Annotated in this window: 9 protein-coding genes and 4 pseudogenes; 7 read left to right on the plus strand and 6 right to left on the minus strand. The window is 58.4% G+C overall.

Annotated elements, in window-relative coordinates; genetic code table 11:
• Window positions 1-766: 766 nt before the first annotated feature.
• From P6U31_RS30580 to P6U31_RS30590, 3 genes are all read right to left on the minus strand, one after another.
• A complete protein-coding gene (locus tag P6U31_RS30580) occupies window positions 767-3,001 on the minus strand; it encodes a hypothetical protein (protein WP_407185388.1) in 2,235 nt (744 codons plus the stop codon).
• A 176-nt stretch (window positions 3,002-3,177) separates the two neighbouring features.
• Window positions 3,178-3,627 carry a hypothetical protein gene (locus P6U31_RS30585; RefSeq protein WP_407185389.1) on the minus strand — a complete coding sequence of 150 codons (450 nt, stop codon included), beginning with the start codon at window positions 3,625-3,627 and terminating at the stop codon, window positions 3,178-3,180.
• 595 nt (window positions 3,628-4,222) lie between these two features.
• Window positions 4,223-5,464 (minus strand): cytochrome P450, encoded by a 1,242-nt coding sequence (locus tag P6U31_RS30590; RefSeq protein WP_407185390.1) that lies wholly within the window; start codon window positions 5,462-5,464, stop codon window positions 4,223-4,225.
• Window positions 5,465-5,833: 369 nt separating this feature from the next.
• Between P6U31_RS30590 and P6U31_RS30595 the strand changes: the two genes are divergently transcribed.
• The 3 genes and pseudogenes from P6U31_RS30595 to P6U31_RS30605 all read left to right on the plus strand — a co-directional run.
• Window positions 5,834-7,180, plus strand: coding sequence for an IS5 family transposase (locus tag P6U31_RS30595; RefSeq protein ID WP_407185391.1), 1,347 nt, complete (start codon window positions 5,834-5,836; stop codon window positions 7,178-7,180).
• 129 nt (window positions 7,181-7,309) lie between these two features.
• Window positions 7,310-7,765, plus strand: a pseudogene (locus tag P6U31_RS30600) (transposase); the annotation flags it as partial.
• Window positions 7,766-8,120 (plus strand): annotated as a pseudogene (locus tag P6U31_RS30605) (IS3 family transposase); the annotation flags it as partial.
• Window positions 8,121-8,134: 14 nt separating this feature from the next.
• On the opposite strand, the pseudogene P6U31_RS30610 reads toward P6U31_RS30605, so the two are convergent.
• From P6U31_RS30610 to P6U31_RS30620, 3 genes and pseudogenes are all read right to left on the minus strand, one after another.
• A pseudogene (locus tag P6U31_RS30610) lies at window positions 8,135-9,049 on the minus strand (IS110 family transposase); the annotation flags it as partial.
• Window positions 9,050-9,284: 235 nt separating this feature from the next.
• Window positions 9,285-9,539: pseudogene (locus P6U31_RS30615) on the minus strand (transposase); the annotation flags it as partial.
• A gap of 1,038 nt (window positions 9,540-10,577) precedes the next feature.
• Window positions 10,578-11,018: a VirK family protein gene (locus P6U31_RS30620; protein ID WP_407185392.1), complete on the minus strand. Its 441-nt coding sequence runs from the start codon at window positions 11,016-11,018 to the stop codon at window positions 10,578-10,580.
• A gap of 535 nt (window positions 11,019-11,553) precedes the next feature.
• Here P6U31_RS30620 and P6U31_RS30625 point away from each other — a divergent pair.
• The 4 genes from P6U31_RS30625 (at window position 11,554) to P6U31_RS30640 (ending at window position 17,164) form a co-directional block, all read left to right on the plus strand.
• Window positions 11,554-12,195 (plus strand): hypothetical protein, encoded by a 642-nt coding sequence (locus P6U31_RS30625; RefSeq protein WP_407185393.1) that lies wholly within the window; start codon window positions 11,554-11,556, stop codon window positions 12,193-12,195.
• 2,127 nt (window positions 12,196-14,322) lie between these two features.
• Complete coding sequence (locus P6U31_RS30630; protein ID WP_407185394.1) at window positions 14,323-15,012, plus strand: response regulator; 690 nt, start codon at window positions 14,323-14,325, stop codon at window positions 15,010-15,012.
• A gap of 69 nt (window positions 15,013-15,081) precedes the next feature.
• Entirely contained in the window at window positions 15,082-16,488 is a 1,407-nt protein-coding gene (locus tag P6U31_RS30635; protein ID WP_407189993.1) for a type II and III secretion system protein family protein, read from the plus strand.
• A gap of 10 nt (window positions 16,489-16,498) precedes the next feature.
• Window positions 16,499-17,164, plus strand: coding sequence for a CpaD family pilus assembly lipoprotein (locus P6U31_RS30640; RefSeq protein WP_407185395.1), 666 nt, complete (start codon window positions 16,499-16,501; stop codon window positions 17,162-17,164).
• Window positions 17,165-17,897 lie beyond the last annotated feature (733 nt).

Raw genomic sequence — 17,897 nt, forward strand, 5'->3', positions numbered from 1 at the left:
GTGGCTCGAACAAAGACATAGTTCATGTGCATGGTCGCCAACATGCCTCGCCCGAACCCGCCTGCGTTGCGCTTCAAAGCGTGCTGTTGAGGACTGCGAAGATGGCTTAGCCATTCTTTGTTCGGATGCGCTGCAGGCCACAAGAGAAAGCTTCGAGGGGCTGGCCGCCGCCACGCCAGGCACCTTGCGGGACGGCAATCAACTCATCTCGGACTGAGACGCTCCATTGAGGAAGACGACCCCAGCATCTTTTGGGGGCCAAAGAGGCGTGATGCCGGGGCCGTGGTAGCCTTATGCAAGTGTAGCAACAGGCAGCCTCGTTGTGCACCGCTCGGCCCGATTCGTCAAAGCGACCGGGATGCTCAGCTCGCGTGCATCCGGGCCATCCGCAATCGGTCGACGTTGCGCCGGGGCATCGCGCACCAGCTTGTCGCGCGCCGTCAAGCGAAGGAATGTCCGAGCGGAATAGGTCGGAGACATGCTTTCATCTGCAACCTTCACTGGCATACCTTCTTGGCCGAACGCCGATCCTCGCCCCACCCGGAAATAGCAGCTGCCCGGAAATAGCAGCTTGCTTGTGCGACGACCGATGATCGTCCGGACCGCCCGCTGGTAAGCCAGTCGTCATGTGTGCTCTCTCCCGGGGCCCCGCCCTTTTGTAATATCAAGTCGAAGGAGCTCGGCGCTGCTCAAGCGATGCGCCGAGCCGATCCGCAGGGATCAACGCGGCCACCGAATGGGCCACCGCCGCAAGGCAGCCAGCTCACTAGATCCGTAGTTGAGCCATCTGCGCCGAAACGTGCTCCGGATCGGGAAAGGGCTGCCACGGATGGCCAGCTGCGCTGCTTAGCAAGGACCTACAAAACGCAGGCGTGAGCTTGCCGCGGTGGATCACGACTTTGTCGTGGCCCTCGGCGGCTCGAGCGTTCTGCCAATTCTTATTGTATCCGCGCTGTTCGTCGGACTTGACGTGGCATGCGGCGAAATCGCGATCGCCAAGCGTTGCCAATTGCCAGGCATGAACTGGCCGCTCGGTATGGATGTGCACCCACATCGGCCTTGGCATCGCGCCGCTGCGCAGCGCCTTGGGCTGCAGCTTGATCTCGAATAGCCTACCTGGCTCGCCCTTCAGCGCATGCGGGAGTCCTACGGACTCAAGTTCCCCCGCCGCGCGCAACTGTTCGAGATACTTTTGCGATGGAAACGAGTAGGTCTTCATACAATCGCTCGTGATTGCTGACTTCCGCGCTATTAATGAGTTTGCCTGTCCCTGGAGCTCAGACAACATCCCGTTGAGCCGGAATAACTTGTCATGCACTTCGGGAACTTGCGAAGGTGCGAGCAGGCCACGTCGGCGAGGCTCCCGCAGCGCGGAAACACAGGCCTCACTTTCGTCGGCCTGGGTCTGCAAGCGCGAAATTACGCGATCCAAAACATGTTCGGCGTCCTCAGGCTTCATCTGGCGCGTCTGCGAGACAATCCTTTGCTGAGCCGGCAGCTCGAACTGCAGCAGCTTGTCCAATCGGTCAAGTAATCCCGCCAGCGCTTCCTTGGACGGCGGCGCCTGCCACATCTGGAGGTGCCGGGATGCGGCGGAAGAGGCGCGTGCTTCCTCCGCGGTGGCAAGCTTCTTTGTTCCGAGATCGGAGCGCACGATAACCTTTCGCGCCGGAGCCGCAGAGCTATCGGGCCCAGCGAGTTGTGGCTCGGATGAGTCGGCCGTTGAACTCCCCTCGCCTCCAGGCGCTGGGCGCCTTCCTTTGTCCTTTCGGCGCCGCGGATTGACTTCACCCCTGACGTCGGCATTTTCGGGCAGCGCAGCCCAATCCGGCGGTTCCATCGTCGCCGGCGTTGTTGGCTGTAATGCCAGCAGCCGCATGACCTCGTTCGCTGTCGCCCACGCACCTTCCACAATCCCGTCCAACAACTGCAGCGGAAGGTCTGCTCCCGTTCCGGCCCCCCGCAAATTGGCAACGATGCCGCTCAGCCCTGATGCAAATTCCGAAAGCCGCTCCATGACGCCTTCCAGAACGGCGCGATGCTCCGCGTCGAGCACTGCTCCTTCGCTGTTTAGAACGGCTTGGCCCGTCGAGACGAAGGCCGGAAAAACATCATCGATGAAAGTTCCGAGCAGACGCACCCGCCCGATCTCGTCCATGAGAGCATCGCGCACGCCTCGCTCAAGCGTGCTCGCGCGCGAGTCGATCAAGAGCTCCGTGAGAGCGATCCGCGATTGCAGATACATGCACTTCATATTGACAGCCCAGCCGGTTTGCAGTCTTAGTGCGGCCTCTTCGGTGCTGCGCATCTCGGGCGTGCTACTTGGCAAGTTGGCAGTAGCTGCCCAGACAGACTGCATCCGCTCCAAGCGCAACACCTTCTTTCCCCACCATTCCATGCAGGCTGCATAGTAGTTCGCCACGCTTGCAAACGCGCCGCTCACCTGGGCAGGCGTACCGGTGTTTCTGATCCTCCCTAGCCACAATTTGGCTCTCTTTCTGTCCTCCTCCAGCTTGTAGACAATCCTGGTGGCGATTTCGTTACATCTATCGGCAGCGTGCAGCGTGTCATCGCGGAGCCGGCGAGCCTGATCATCGGGCAGAATACGGCGCGCCAAATTGGCAGGCAGATCCGCGTAGTACTCCAGAACTGTCGAGCCTGCTTTGACGACTTGATCAATCAAGTCTTGCGCTTCTGGCTCGCTCCGGGCTTGCGTCGCCGCTTGACGGCTAGTCTCAAGCTCCCCAAGTAGGCTGTCCATCTTTTGCCTTGCTGCCTTGATCTCTCCGCGCGTTGGCGCTGCCAGATCCGAAGTTCGCTTGCCAAGCTCCGCGGTTCTGTCTTGAGACCCAGAACGAATCCGCTCGATGACGGCATCGAAGGCCTGGCTGCGTCCTCCCGGGACGAGGCTGGGCCCCGGGCTCGAACGGCCTACGTCCCCGCTGCTGCCGGCTGCTGTGGGCCCCACTTCCGATGTGCCAGCTCGGCTAATCCCCGTCATACTCTGTCTCCGATGAAAGTCACGAATGTGCAGCCCGTCTGGATAGACCGCGTGACTGACGACTAGCTGACCAAAAGCATTCTTGGGGATGCACCGGAAAGCCCGATATCGCCGAGGGTTCCAGGTCCGGTGCAGCTCTCATGTTCCTGAAGAGAGCGATGCCGGTAACGCATCAGTCAAATCTTGCCAAGACGTGATCGCGAGGGACGTGTGCTGGGCGCGATGCTGTTCGGCGCCAGTCCCGCCCGCTTTTTTAAGGTTCGATCCCGCCAATAGCGGCAAGTTATCCCGAAACGGTTGGGCACCGCGGGGAACGCTCGCAGCTTGCACCGCAAAATATGGTCAAACGCAAATGAGTTTGTATCGATTGAAAGATTTAAGATCGCCGTCTGGTCTTGCAAACGGTAAGAGGACCTTGCCAGCGAGTGTAGCGGACCGGTGATCATTTCACCGACGACGATGAGTCCGAAAGGGCCGATCAGCAAGGATATTTTTCGTTCGAATTGGCAGACCCGGCCTTCCGCAGCTTCGGTTGTCATCTGCGTTTCGCAAAAGTTCGGCGTCGATTTAGGCTCGATCAGATCGGCTTCATAGAAACATGGCAGCGAGGATACCAAACTCACCAAGCACCAGTCCAATTAGCGAACCGGTGGCTGGCACGTCTCTAAAGAGCAGAACCGTGAGCATCGGCTCCACGACCAGGATGGCGCCAACCGATATCGCGACAATGATCCAGATATTCCTCAGATGCATGTAGCCCAACGCATATCCGCAAACGAGGAGGATGCCACCGAAGCATGTCAGGAGACACATCGGTCACAGCATCTTTAGATCGCCACCGGTGCGTCCGAATTGCCTTGAAGCAACCAACTCGGCCAATATCGAAAGCGCTTCTCCAAGGAAGATCGCTGCCACACGCTACAATTTTCAGCATCAAGATCATCGGCCTTTACGGTTCCGACTATTTAAGTCAGCCTGGAAACCACCCCGGAGTAGCCGTCGAGGTTCAATTACCAGCATGCCAAGCGCTTGCGAGCCGGGACACGCCTGACCTATCGCTTCTCGTAGGTCCTTCCAATCGTCTGCCGGGCCGGCAATCGGCTTCCGACCTGCAGCATTGTTTCGCGCCGCTCACCCCATCTGCGCTCTCCAGACACCAACGATGGTTCGTGACACGCTCGCTCCGCCGCCCGCCGTCTGTGTGAGCAGAGCAATTTGTGCCTAGGCTGCAAGCCGCACGGGGAGAGCGGAATAGCCGTGCACGAAGTTGGACGCAATCCGCTCGGGTTCGCCGACAACTTCGAACCACAATTCCGCTGATAAAATTTCTTCCCAGAGGACCCTCAGCTGCAGCTCCGCAAGATGTCGCCCAAGACAGCGATGGATGCCGAATCCGAACGCGAGATGCTGCCTGACATTCTTGCGATCTATCGCGAATCTGTTGGCATTCTCAATGACCTCATCGTCCCTGTTGCCGGAAATGTACCACATGACGACCTTGTCGCCCTTCCTGATCTGCTTTCCGCCTACGATGCTGTCGATCGCGGCGGTACGGCGCATATGCGCAATCGGCGTTTGATACCGGATAATCTCGGACACGGCGCTCGATATCAGCTTGGGATTGTCAATTAGCTTTAGCAGCTCGGAGGGGTACTGATTCATAAACAGGAGGCCGCCGGTAATCGAGTTGCGCGTGGTGTCATTGCCCCCAACGATCAGCAGAATCAGATTTCCGAGAAACTCACTCGGATCCATGCGGCGCGTGGCTGGCGAATGCGCCATCAGGGAAATCAAGTCGAGGCGCGGCTCGGCTGTGACGCGCTCCTTCCAAAGCTGGGTGAAATAGTCCAGGCACTCGGACAAAATGGTACTTCGCTTCTCCCAATTGTCGATGGCATGGCCTGCTTTTGGAGCTGTAACAGCTACGTCCGACCAATAGGTCAACAGTCGCCGATCCTCAAATGGGAAGTCGAATAGCGTCGCCAGCATTTGCGTCGTCAACTCTATGGAGACCATGTCCACCCAGTTGAAGGTCTCATTGCGCGGTAAGCCCGCGAGGATCGCCCTGACCCGGGACCGGATCAAGCATTCGAGCTTCGACAAGCTCTCCGGACCGACGATTGGGCTTACGGTATTGCGCTGCTCGGCATGCTTGGGAGGTCCCATCTTGATGAAACTCGGGGTCCAGTGCTCTCCAGGCACGTCGACAATGGTAACCCCTTGCTCTGACGAGAACGCCTTATGGTTTGTGTCGACGGCTACGATATCCCGATATTTCGTTACCGACCAATATGGACCATGAGCGCCGTCTTGACAGTAGTGAACGGGATCTTCCTTGCGCAGGCGCTCGAAGCAAGTCCATATGCTGTCGTCCTGAAAGCGCTTGCCGTCGCTTACATCCAGCTTGCTCAGCGGCACAACGCACGCATCGCCAGCCCTGTAATCTTCAGATAGCGTTGTCATGATCATCTCTGCAGATTTTGCGCTCGAGAGTTTGCGGTCTAGGGGCGCGTTTTATCGCTTCGAGCTTGCGCTGCGCGGGCCGCCCAGCCAGAATACCTTACATGGCAGCTAGCCCGCCCTACCAGGTCAGGCGGGAAGTAACGCATTGACTTCCACGTCGGTCTACTCAGTGGATCAGAGGGCGCGCTTTCAGCGTTGATTAGTCGCCGGTGAACAAGGCTCTAAGCGATTGAGCTGGAGTCTGTTTTCGGGTTTTGGAGGCATTTGAGATTGCAGGGATTTGGGGCTTGAGGCTTCCAAACCCTGCAAATTGGTTTTTGGATTTCCATTTGCTGCGGGCCATGATTCTGTGGTGCATCGGAGAAGACGATGCGGCCGAAGAAGCACAAGACCACGGGATCGAATGACCTGTTCCGGGCACGGCTGGACCAGATCATCAACATGAAGCACGAGTTGGTTCTGCTCGCCGGCAAGATCGATTGGGACTGGATCGACAGCGAGATCGCTCCGCTCTACAGCGAGAACGGTCGGCCCGGGATCGAGACCCGCTTCATGATTGGGCTGTTGTTGCTCAAACACATTTATGGGCTATCCGATGAGGGGGTGTGCGAGCGCTGGGTCCACGATCCGTACTTCCAGTTCTTCACCGGCGAAGAGTTCTTCCAGCACACCTTTCCGCACGAGCGCTCGGACCTGAGCCATTGGCGCAAGCGGCTCGGCGACAAGCTGGAGCTGCTGCTGGCCGAGAGCCTGCGGGTGGCGCACGCGACCGGCGCATTGCGCAGCCAGGACCTCAAGCGCGTCACGGTCGACACGACGGTACAGCCGAAGGCCATCACCTTTCCGACCGATGCCAAGCTCTTGCATGCAGCCATCAGGGGGCTCAACCGCCTGGCGAGACAGCACGGCGTCAGGCTGCGGCAATCCTATTGTCGCGTGGCCAAGGCGGCGGCGATGATGGCGGGGCGCTACGCTCATGCAAAGCAGTTCGGGCGGCACCAGCGGCAGTTGCGCATCCTGCGCAGCCGGCTCGGTCGGATCATTCGCGACATCCGCCGCAAGATCGAGGGCCAGCCAGCACTGGAGGAAGCGTTCGCCCTGCCGCTTGGCCGCGCCTCGCAGATCCGCTCGCAGCAGCAGCGCCAACGTGGCTGGAAGCTGCATTCTTTCCATGCCCCGGAGGTGGAGTGCATCGGCAAGGGCAAGGCCGCTGCCCCTTACGAGTTCGGCGTGAAGGCCTCTATCGTCACCAACAACCGCCGGGCTCCCGGTGGCTTGTTCGTGCTGCACGCCAGGTCGCTGCCCGACAACCCTTACGACGGTCACACCTTGCGTGACGTCATCGACCGCACCGAGACACTCACTGGCTGTCCGATCGAGCGGGCCCATGTCGACAAGGGGTATCGCGGCCACGACGCTCAAAATCCCCGTCGCGTCTTCATCTCCGGTCAGAAGCGCGGCGTCTTCGGCGTCATCAAGCGCGAACTGCGCCGCCGCTCCGCCATCGAGCCCATCATCGGACACATGAAAGCGGAAGGCCATCTCGGCCGTTGCTACCTCAAAGGCCGTGCCGGCGACGCCGCCAACGTTATCCTCTCAGCCGTCGGCCACAACTTGCGCCGCATCTTGGCCTGGCTCAGGGAATTCTTGCATCTGTTCCTGGGATTGCTATGGCGAACGCTCGCCTCTCCAGTCCAGCTCGATCCGGCTTCTTAACGGACGACTGATTAGAGATGGCAAGGAGCTGGAGGCAACATCGAGCCGAATGCACCCACATAACGGTACCGGCCTTCGGATACGGCAGGAGCCGATGCCCTTTTCGACGGTTATAGATGGCGGATCCTTTCACTTGCATTGAAGCTCATTGGCGAGTGCGGCACCGATTTGAGGGCTTGGCCGACCGCCAAGCACTTCACCTCCTGGCTGTGCTTGGCACCGGGCAACAAAATCTCGGGCGGCAAGGTGCTCTCTTCGCGTACTCGGAGATCATCCAGTCGGGCAGCTGCGCTGTTGCGGCTGGCGGCCACCACCATCGGACGGAGCGATACGGCGCTCGGCGTATTTTATCGTCGGTTGTCCTCTCGTGCGGGTAAAGCGAAGGCCGTGACGGCGACCGCCCGTAAAATTGCGGTCCTGTTCTACAACACCCTCCGGCACGGCATATCCTACAGAGATCCGGGTGCCGACCACTATGAGGAACAATATCGTAGCCGCGTCCTCGCCAATCTGAAGCGGCGCGCCAAATCGCTGGGCTTCGTTTTGCAAGCTGTTCCCTGCGGCCCTGAGGTGGCTGTTTCTTAGGAAGGCCGCAGCCTTCTTCGCGAAGGAAGCGACATGAAGTTTGTCTTCATCGCGAAGCACCGGGCGATCTAGCCGGTGGCATGGCTATGCGATGCGCTGGGGGTATCGCGGTCGGGCTTCCATACCTGGCTGAACCGCTCTCCCAGCGCCAGATCCCGCAGCGACGAAGAGCTCGGCGGCAAGGTGAAAGCCAGCTTCATGGCGAGCGACCGCACCTATGGTGCGCCGGGTGTGGCGCGATCTGCTCGCCGATGGGGCTGACTGTGGCCTGCACCAGATCGAGCGGCTGATGCGCCTACAGGGCTTGCGGGCACGCCCGCGCCGGCGGCGCTTGCCGAAGGATAGTGGCGATCGACAACTCGATACGGCTGATGGACCTAGCCCATGGATCTCGGTCAGATCGACGCCGAGGACGCCGTATAGAGCGGCCCTCACATCGAACGATGGTGTATTGCCCTGCTTGGTCTTCACCCGCGGTTTGGGGAGCTTGCCGACTGGCTTGGCCCCTTTGTCCGTCAGCGCCGTTATCAAGGATTCCAGCTTGCGATCGCAGTCGAGCATCTTGGCCTGGTAGGTGTCATAGAGTTCCAGCGACTGGGTGAGCGCGAAGACGTGTTCATCCCGATCATTGCCCACCAGTGCGGCGCGGATCGTCTCAATTGAGGAGTGGCAGCGTACATCACGGTAGGTCGCCAACACGTCGGGATTGCGTTCGCCCGCGACAATCGCTCGGATAATTCGCATCCCGGTCGCACCGGTGATGTCAGAGACAACGTGATGAAGTTGCAGATTCATCTCCATCAGGGCCTTTTGCATGTGCTGGATGTGAGCGGCTGCGTATTCCACTAGCCGCTCGCGCTGACGCAGATAAGCCCGCAAGGTTGCGATCTCGGCATCAGGGCGGAAGCTTCCGCGCAACAGACCATAGGAATGGAGCTGGCGCAGCCATGCGGCATCGCTGACGTCTGTCTTGCGCCCAGGCACGTTCTTGGCGTAACGCGCGTTGACCAAAATGACCTCGAACCCGCGCTGCTCGAGAATCTCGTAGGCTGGGATCCAATAGACCCCGGTGGATTCCATCGCGACGCTAGTCACGCCGCAGGCTTTGAACCAGTCTGCCAAATCATGCAGGTCCTGCGTAAATGTGCCGAACGCACGTACCGGAGTGTCGGTGCAGATCGGGTCGACCGCTGCCATGTGTATTTTTGATCCAATGTCGATGGCGGCTGCGCCAACATTGACGGGATTCAATTCCGGGCGGTCACCGGTCGTCCTCTTGGGCATCGCAGATCCTCCATCCGATTGTGGGCAGGAGGGTCTGGGCTATGCCAATCGTCATCTTCCTAATCGGGGTCGCCGCAGGAAAGCGTCACCACTCTCAAGTTCGCATGCACCCATGGACCACGTTTTTTAACGGGGACTAGTGCCTCCAATAAGCTGACGGCCGCTACCCTCCGAGATACGAGGATAGCACGGGCTGTTTCTACCGCGCGCAGGTGGGCAACGGACCGTGACAGTTTTTTAGGATATCCCGCTCTGCCTTCAGCTTGGCGACCTCACGGCGCAGCCGCTCGATCTCCTGCTGCTCCGAGTTTATCTGGCCGTGGCCGGGAAAGGCCTGCACCGGGTCGGTGCCAAACTCCTTGACCTACTTGCGCAGGACGTTCTCGTGAACGTCCAGGTCGCGGCCGGCCTGTGCCACCGACAGCCCGCGTTCCCGGACCAGCTTGACCGCCTCAATCTTGAACTCGCGACTGAACTTCCGTCTCTTTATCGCCCACCTCCGGCTTCATGAAACACCTAATCTCGGCGTCCATCAAACCAGCAGCAGCTCAGTCAGCGGACGGGACCATGGACCGACTTACCGATATCAACCAAACCGACAGCACTTTCACGGCGCCTGATGCCACAGCGCAACAGCGTTCGACTTGCAAAAGGGCTCCTTCGGCCTTCGCGCCTAGACTTCTACTGACGTCCAACCAACCGGGTCTTTAGCCAACTCCGCAAATATTTGAACTCGGAGCGTTGTTTGGCGACGACTGGAGGCACGGCCCCCGAGAAGCTTCGCCAGTCATGATGGACATGCTGCAAAACCTTGGTCTTTTGCTGGACCAAGATATCCCAATGACTCGTTTCTTGATCCACGGGGAGCCCTACACGGCCGAAAGCCTTCACGGAGGCGGCGTTCTTCTCTTCCATCGGCCACAGTTTGACTGAACGAGAGCCATCGCCGTTTTGATGGGCTTGCCCGACTAAGGCCTACTTCTGGGCTGTTGGGCCTGCGTGCGAACGACGTCCACGCTACGAGAGAATGCTACTCCGCCAGCTCGCGCGTGATCTCAAGTGGGACGCATCAATCAAATGGTTAGCTCAACCGGCGGGGTCCATTTCAGCCGAAAGGGCCGGAAGGAAACACAAGGGCGTTCTCCCTCGCCGAGACTCGGCTCTCGATCAGTCGTAATCATCGGGGCAACAGATTGAACGTAAATATGCGCTCGCAGGAAAGGTATACAAACACGCGAAGATAAGTTGTCACCGGCTTATGTTCTCGATCAAAAGTGAGCACTGGTGCCTCGCAATCCGTGCACGGCCGTGACGGCCTTCTGATCAATGAGATCCGCGGCCGCGGTCCCTCAGGATCATCGAGCGAAGAGACACAAGTTCGCTCATCACCGGCATCGCTGCGAAACGGCCAGAAGCAATCTGGCCGTCGTCACTTATCGAGACCATCAGCCGATGGGCGCGCAGTGCCGGCCAGACCGCTAAAACAGCCAAGGCAAACGCGGATCCAGACCCCGATCCAATCTTTGACCTACCAAACGAACCTTGCCCCATCAGGCACTTCGCAGATGAACTCGCCCTGGTTCACTAATTCGGCGCTTCCGACGACAAGCTTCGAAGCTCGCAAGGTAAGCTTGCCTTCGCGGCTGAGGCTATGGCGGATGTATTCCGTCACGGCATGTCCAGAACTATCCACCGTTTGGTGCGCATTGGCAAAGCTGATGCCATTCTGGGCGGTCACCCTGAATGCATTGATCGCCAATCCTGCTTGCGTCGCAGAGCTGGGCTTTCCACCTTCGGCGGGAGCACAGCGACTCATGTCCAGTATGAGTTTCACGCTCTTGCCCTCTAGCAGGGCATTGAGCACCTCAGCGTATTTCGGGGAAGTCTCTTCTGCTTTGGCCACCTCGCTCACGGAGATGGCAGAAAGCATGGACAACAGGATTAACATGGCTCTGCCGACTAAGTTCATATGCTCTTCTTTCTCCAAGGGACTACAGTTCGCGCGAGCAAAACGTCACAACGCGTGATCGTCGCAAACCGTTTTGACGGATCACAGACATGAAGCGTCATCGCATTTCGAACAAGACGACCTGCCGTAATCAGATGCAAGAGGTTGTGCCAGCTATTCCGACGTCACAACCTCGTGGGTCAGGTTCGATGAAATTGCTTGCTTGCAAGTTTCAACAGGAGAAACGACAGATCGAGCCGGGCCGTTGATAACCGCAAACAGGTATCTGCCGCCTGAGCATAGGTCCGGGGTCCGGCTGCCACGAACCTCCCGCGCCAGTCCTATCGAGGCAGCTGAACTCACCCCTCCACATAGTATAGCGACTTGCGGCTTTGACTCGCGCCGTGCGCTTCAGCCCACTCGCCAATGCACGAATAACAACGCAGCAGCATTAAACCCGTCAGCTTCTCGAAAGCTGTTTTTGCGATGAGATACTCACTAACACCGCGCTGCGAGGAAACGGATAAACATCGATCCACGAAATGCCGCAGAAGCCTTGTCTGACGATTACGAAGCGCTGCCGGAACCGCGCCAGCCAGATCAGCAAGCGGACCAATTGAGCCTGAAGGCCGGCTCATCGACGGGGCTGTCAGACCATCAAGCAGAATTCGGAGAGCCGCTGCATGCCTTGCATACGGATCACCGAGTATCGGCTCCTGCTGCCGGATCACCGAGTTTGCAGAGTGAGACACCGCCGATGTCCCTTCACTATCCGGCTGCATCCTTCGTCGGCGCGCGTGCTCAACTTGGGGCAACGTTAACAGGTGCCGCGCTCGAAGCGCTCAAAAACGAAATAGCCATTGCGGAGCAACAGTCAGCACGATGGGCGCCAGCAGACGCACCAGAGGAGGACCGGGACGATCGGGACCGCATCTTCGGAAATGTCGCGACATCGTCCTATCTCAAGCTGCATCGTTTTCAGAATCAGGGCGGCGATTGCATAGCAAGGGCAGAAACCAGCACAAGTGCGATATCCCATGTCCGAAACAGGGCGAGGGATCATTCCTTCATTGGAGATCCTCTGGAGCGATCCCATCGATCGGGCACGCCAGGCTGGGTGGCATATGCGCGGCAAAACAACGGCTTCCCCATTCGTGTCTTTGGTCGAAGACCCCTCCAAACTGACAGTTTCGCGTGACACTTGGGCGAGGGCGATAGCCAACAATGCAAATACGCTGCACACTTATGCGGTACCAAAGTCCGCGGTCTGGACACTGACGACTTGCTGTGCAGTATTGCCATTGGAATGAACGCGGAGGACCAGGACAACGTCGACGCGGACGTGGATCTGATGTGCTCGCTGGGCAGAACGCCGACGCGTGAGACCGAACGCTTATTCGTGGGCGGCAATTTGGACAGCTACCGAATCTATAGCGAAGAAGATAACCCTACAAGCGGGAAAGTGGAGAGGAATGATTGGACCAGCCGCGAGCGCGCAGTTCTCGGTGATTCCGTCCTCTAAGCACACGCCACCCTAAAGAACCCTCGGCCCCGCGGTGCCGTTTCACGCCCCAGATAATCGCCTCGCGACTACATCACTCCAAATCCGCGAAGGATAAAGCGCAGCGGCGTCCTAAGAGGTCGCTGGCACTTTCCGGGGGGGAAACGCACGTGCCGCTATTGCTCGCACCGCCATGACTTAGGTGCTTAGATTTCGTCGATTTCGACCCCATGGCCGCCGACACATCTGAAGGACGCCGGAGACTGGAGAGGCGACGGATCATTGATCCCTTCGCAATATTGACCTGTCGTCGGTAGCCTATCGATCAAAAGAGCCGGAGCTCGATAGGTTCAACGGCGAAGCTCAAGAGTGCATAGCTTTGCGGCACGTCGTGTGGTCGCACAATTCTGTATTCGCTGCTTGGATGTGTTCCATCAAAACAATCGATTTTGCCCTGCTCATCCAGCAGTCGCATAATCGATCGGAATCTATGGAGGCAGCATTCAAGAATGTCGCGTGGCAATCGTTTCCTTTATAGCCCCCAACCGCTTGGGCCGGCCCGCGTGCTTGCGCGCTCGCTTCCCAAAGGTTCGTTTTCCCGCTTCCCAGAGAAATATTGGCCCTCACGTCAGCGTCTGCTGAGCAAAAATAACAACTACGGGCTTGACCGAACCAGCGGGACGTCACGTCTCAAGGACCAGCAAAGACGACTGTCTTCGCTGTAGTCGGCTGTGGCTCGAGCGACGCCTCGATCGAATCGATGAAACGCATATGACATGGCGAGAGACGCGAGCGTTGCCCGGAGGCCAATTGTCTGGCCCGGACTGCGTCCGCCTTCACTTAAGAATGCTCGCATCGTCGCGAATGCTACAACCAGCGGCCAAAGGCACTTGAATCTCACATAGCGTCAGATTGTAGGATTTCCTACAGACCGTGACACAGCCCACCAACGCGTGAACCGTTCCTGACAGGTAGCAAGAATTGCGAACGTCTCAAAAACACCAAGCTCGGCCACTCCGCCCCGTCGCGCGACTGCCATATCTCCCTCGCGTGCTATGGCTCGTGATCGCTTATGTGGGGAGCAGAGCACCCAGCGCTACTACTCAGGCAAGAAGAGGGAGGCGCCGCGCGAGCAAGTCGCTTGCGGTCTCCCCTCTGTCGTACACCAAGCTATGTCACAATTGACACTCGCATCAATATGGCGTCGTGCAGGCCTATCGCGAGCGTCCTCCTCAAGCCGAGTACTGCATTGGTCGCTCAAATCTCATATGTCGGCCCGTGGAAACATTGCCAGACGCTCTCCTAACGCCGATGCTTTTGCATTGGCGAGATCTCCGCGACATGTCGACCCAACAGCCCAGCAAGCTTCGCCTCGGACCCAACGAATTCGGAAGGCTTCTTACATGTCAGTTTCGCTCTTTCGTTCGGCCATAAATCCAATCGTCTGTTGCGGTTTGGCTTTGATTGCGCAACCTGGCGCTATTTACACTGCAGGCAACCCGTCAGTGCGCGGAAGAGAGGCTGTAATCAGGCCACAAGCCCGTCGGCAGGCTACTGCGGCCTTGATCTCTCTAAACAAGGTCAGATCTATCGCTGACACCGGAAGCATGCCGAGCACTGACAGGGTTAAAAAAGGACCGCGACGTTCAGCAGTTGGGCCGATAACGAGGGATTGGCAAGTTATGATGGCCTCGCCGCATGTTCCGCCCACTCGTTTCGAGTCCTTCGTATTCACATCAGTGCAACCGCCTCTCGGTTCTATCGAATGCCCGGATCGATCGTGACGTGCTCAGGTCGTGGCGTGGTTGGACGAAAGGCGATGCGATGCGAATTCTTCTGGTTGACAATCACGCGGACTTCATCCGCCACGTGAAGGACGAGCTGCTGAATAGCGGCTTCGCCGTTGACGTAACACGCACGCTGGATGAGGCCGCGGCGGCGCTCGATTGCGCGAATTATCACATGGTGCTGCTCGAATTGGCTTTACCCGATGGAGATGGATTGGACTGGCTGAAGCAGCTGCGGCGTGACGGGCGGTCTATGCCGACTATGATGATGAGCGATTTCAACGATCTCAGTCAGCGGATTGCCATCTTCAATGCCGGCGCGGATGATTTTCTACCCAAGCCTTTTTCTATCGACGAGCTCATTGCTCGCATGCGGGCTATTCTACGCCGGTCAACGCAGATGACGGCGCCGGTGGTGACATTCGGGAATTTGCATTTTGATCCCATCGCGAGACAGGTGTCGGTCGGAGGCCGAGTACTGAGGATCGCGCGCCGTGAAGTATGCATTCTTGAGCATCTGCTCAACCGTGCGGGCCGTACCGTGCCGCGCACATCGCTTGAAGATAGCTTGTATGCATTTGACGACGAAGTCTCGACCAATGCGCTGGAAGTCGGCATTTATCGCTTACGCACGCATTTGAGCCAGGCGGGGGCAACGCTCAGGATCAAGACAGCGCGTGGTGTCGGCTACACCCTAGAACTCATTGGCGCAGCATCGGCTGCCTAGCCGATCGAACTTCGAAGGCAAACTCCCTTGAATCTCTTTAGCACGGACTACGGCTCTGATGGGCCGTCGGTGGTCGCCAGCGGCTCCTATCGTGTCGCGCTTCCCCGCCTCGCCCGCACCCTGTGCGCGGCTGCTTTGCTATTTCCACTTCCTGTCACAGCTCAGACAAACCGCAATGAAGAGCCGTCACGTGTTGCGCCTGGCAGCAACACTGGCACGCTCAATCTTACCTCCTCTCAAGGTAAGACAGTTCGTCTGAACGGACCGGCAGCGAGCATCTTTGTCGCCGACCCCGCAATTGCTGATTACCAGGCACCGTCGAACACGACGATTTTCGTGTTTGGCAAGAAGTCAGGTCGGACGAGCCTATTCGCTCTGAACGACAAGGGAGAGGCTCTGGCCGAGCTGCGCGTTGTGGTTACCCAGCCGATTGAGGATCTGCGAGCCGCGCTCAGGGCTGAGGTCGGCGACTATCCAATTCAGGTCAGCTATACCCCGCGCGGCGCGATCCTTAGCGGTACAGCGCCGAATGCCGACATTGTCGAGCTAGCCAAGAAAGTTACTGACCAGTTTCTTGGGGCCGGCGCGCTGGTCGTCAATAAAATTCAGGTCGCCGGCTCCCTTCAGGTGAATCTCAGCGTAAGGGTGGCGGAAGTCTCACGCAGCGCGGTCAAAGATCTCAATATCAACTTCAGCGCCTCGAGCCCAAACGGGGCCTCCCTAGTCACCGGCAAACCGAGCGGCGCCGGCGCGGCAGCCGGCGGCGGCACGATCGGGATCGGGTTTAGCGCTGGGAAAGTGAATTTGAGCGCTGTCCTCGATGCGCTCGCGAGCGAACATCTCGCCTCAATTCTGGCTGAGCCGAATCTGACAGCAATGTCTGGCGAAGCCGCAAGCTTCCTTGCCGGAGGCGAATTCCCCATTCCGGTGATGCAGGACAACCGACAGGTCTCAGTCCAATTTCGCCAGTTCGGCGTGAGCCTCGAGTTCGTTCCAACGGTTCTCAACAACAATCAAATCAATGTGCGGGTGAAGCCCGAAGTCAGCGAGCTGTCGAGTGAAGGCGAAGTCAAAATCAATGGCATGTCGGTCCCGGCTCTCTCGACTCGGCGGGCGAGCACGGTGGTCGAGCTCGCCAGCGGTCAGAGCTTTGCAATCGGCGGCCTCATCAGGCGCAACTTCAACACCGATATCGGCGAATTTCCCTGGCTCGGCGATGTCCCAATCCTGGGTGCGCTGTTTCGGTCCTCATCGTTTCAAAAACGTGAAACCGAGCTGGTGATTATTGTCACGCCCTACATCGTGCGGCCCGCATCGAGCCCCAACAAGCTGAGTGCGCCGAGCGACCGCATCTCACCGCCCTCAGACGCAGGGCGCATTCTGACGAATACGGTGGCCCGACCGCCGCGAGACCGTGATGCGCCTCGTGCCAGCGCGCCGGGATTAACCGGCGGCGCGGGCTTTATTATCGAATGAGGATCGCCAAATGATCTTGCGACAGATGTGCCATTTAATCGGCATTGCGGCAACATTGGGTGGCTGCGCAAGCACTGCTTCGGTCCATTACGGACCCGCGGAGCAAACGGTCCAGGTGGAGCAGAAGCGCAGTATCTTGTTCTTACAAAGCCTTCGCCGCCCCGAAGCGAATCGGCTGCGGTGTTTCATTGCAACTTCCAGTCGCGGTCGGCCGGACGCACTGCATCTCAATGTCATCGGCGCGCCGCGCATCATCGCTCAGGTGGCTCACCAAGCTCGGGCGATGGGTGTTGCGCCCTACAACATCCGACTGTCTGCATCCGCTCTGGATTTGTCCACCCGTGCCGGGGCAAAAATCGAGGCAATCACCTTCGAAGCCTATCCTCCGTCCTGTCCATCGCTTTCCATCGTTGGTCCAGCTGTGAACGACAATTCGTTCGACCCGACACTTGGCTGCTCGACCAGAAACAATCTTGCAACCATGGTCAATGATCCGGTCGATTTACTGGAGAATCGATCAACAATGCCAAGCAATGGGGAACGTGCCGCAGATCCGCTCGCCCGGGAGGGTACCTTCGCCCCGCGCAGCAAGAGCAAGGGAGAAGATGGCGCAGGCGACAAGGTAGGACCCGATGCAGCAGGCGCTAAAACAAGGGACAACCAGCCGTTTCGCTAGCGCAAGGTTTGCGATGTCGCCCAAGCCGACCAGGGTCGGACACAGTCGATCCATGAGGTCAGGGTACAGCCAAGACGACTTCGCTTGTTATAAAGATTGCGAAGCACTGGACCTCTTTGAAGCGGCAGAGCATGCCACGATGAGATCCCGTCCCTTGTAGGAGGGCTCGTTCTTGAATAGGGATGCCTGCAAGGCACGTCGGGGGCATGACCGTCTTGTCGACCAGCCGGCGCACGGTTTTTCTCCACCGAAACCGTAGGTCGATCCGCAAACGTTTATTGGGCCGACCTTCCGATCGTCGGCCAATAGCGTGCACTTTTGTATCGCTCCGGGCCAAGTCCAACAAGACACAGGTGCCGATCTCGTCCGTCACGATGCTGCCTTGCTGCCTCTTGTTGCTTGATAGCCGATAGCGTCCTTCAATGCCCCCCGCCTTGTGCCGAAAGATCGGCCTGAATGTAGGCGAGGTCGACAGATGCCGATCCATACATTCCGCTCGACCCAAGATAGAGAGGTTGTTCCCGAGCCCCAACGACAGCCGTCCCCGTTTGAAGCGATCGTCGAAGTTTCTAAGGCCCTAGACCCCGGACAATTGCATCGCGCGTCCCATAGCGCAACTAGAACAATGCCGTCGATCTTCGGCAATGATCGGCCGCGATACCCCGGCAATACGTTGTCGGCAACAACGGAGATGGGATGCGGGTCCGTATTGCCAGGCAATACACCAGCTTTA

It is taken from the genome of Bradyrhizobium centrosematis (genome assembly GCF_045571495.1).
Classification (GTDB): domain Bacteria; phylum Pseudomonadota; class Alphaproteobacteria; order Rhizobiales; family Xanthobacteraceae; genus Bradyrhizobium; species Bradyrhizobium centrosematis.

What these genes read in the sequence shown, in the direction of transcription:
- P6U31_RS30580 (WP_407185388.1), bottom strand. Translation starts at nt 3,001, where the DNA reads ATGACGGGGATTAGCCGAGCTGGCACATCGGAAGTGGGGCCCACAGCA.
- P6U31_RS30590 (WP_407185390.1), bottom strand. Translation starts at nt 5,464, where the DNA reads ATGACAACGCTATCTGAAGATTACAGGGCTGGCGATGCGTGCGTTGTG.
- P6U31_RS30595 (WP_407185391.1), top strand. Translation starts at nt 5,834, where the DNA reads ATGCGGCCGAAGAAGCACAAGACCACGGGATCGAATGACCTGTTCCGG.
- P6U31_RS30620 (WP_407185392.1), bottom strand. Translation starts at nt 11,018, where the DNA reads ATGAACTTAGTCGGCAGAGCCATGTTAATCCTGTTGTCCATGCTTTCT.
- P6U31_RS30630 (WP_407185394.1), top strand. Translation starts at nt 14,323, where the DNA reads ATGCGAATTCTTCTGGTTGACAATCACGCGGACTTCATCCGCCACGTG.
- P6U31_RS30640 (WP_407185395.1), top strand. Translation starts at nt 16,499, where the DNA reads ATGATCTTGCGACAGATGTGCCATTTAATCGGCATTGCGGCAACATTG.